The following is a 423-nucleotide window of genomic DNA, read 5'->3' as shown; positions in this document are numbered from 1 at the left end:
GCGGTGAATCGGTCAGGCATTTGCTGCCGAACTCTGGCGTCGTGGTCTTGCCGATCAGGATCGCGCCTGCCGCACGCAGCTTGGCGACCGCGACGGCGTCCTCGGTCGGCACATTGTCCTTGTAGGGAACGGCGCCGAACGTGGTCTTCACGCCGCGCGTGTTGACGATGTCCTTCACCGTGACGGGGATGCCGTGCAACAGGCCCAGCGGCTCGCCCGCTATCAGCTTGCGCTCGGCGGCACGCGCCTCCTCCATCGCCTCATCGCCACAGAGCGTGATGAAGCAGTTCAGCTCGGGCTGGAGCGCCTCGGCGCGCGCGAGGACCGCCCGCGTGACCTCGACCGGGGAGATCTTCTTGCCATTGATGCGCTCGCGCAGCTCGACGGCGGAGAGGAAACAGAGATCAGTGCTCATGGATGGAC

At 66.2% G+C, this 423-nt stretch carries 1 protein-coding gene; it reads right to left on the bottom strand.

Translation table 11 applies throughout. The features are described 5' to 3' along the window. The coding region (locus NJC10_RS11180) for an amidase (protein WP_319076623.1) at positions 1-415 on the bottom strand (415 nt) is incomplete at its 3' end. Positions 416-423 lie beyond the last annotated feature (8 nt).

Source organism: Micrococcus sp. M4NT (assembly GCF_033790745.1).
Taxonomy (GTDB): Bacteria; Actinomycetota; Actinomycetes; order Actinomycetales; family Micrococcaceae; genus Micrococcus.
Note: the sequence above shows the minus strand (reverse complement) of the source record. Positions and strands in the feature narration are given on the sequence as shown.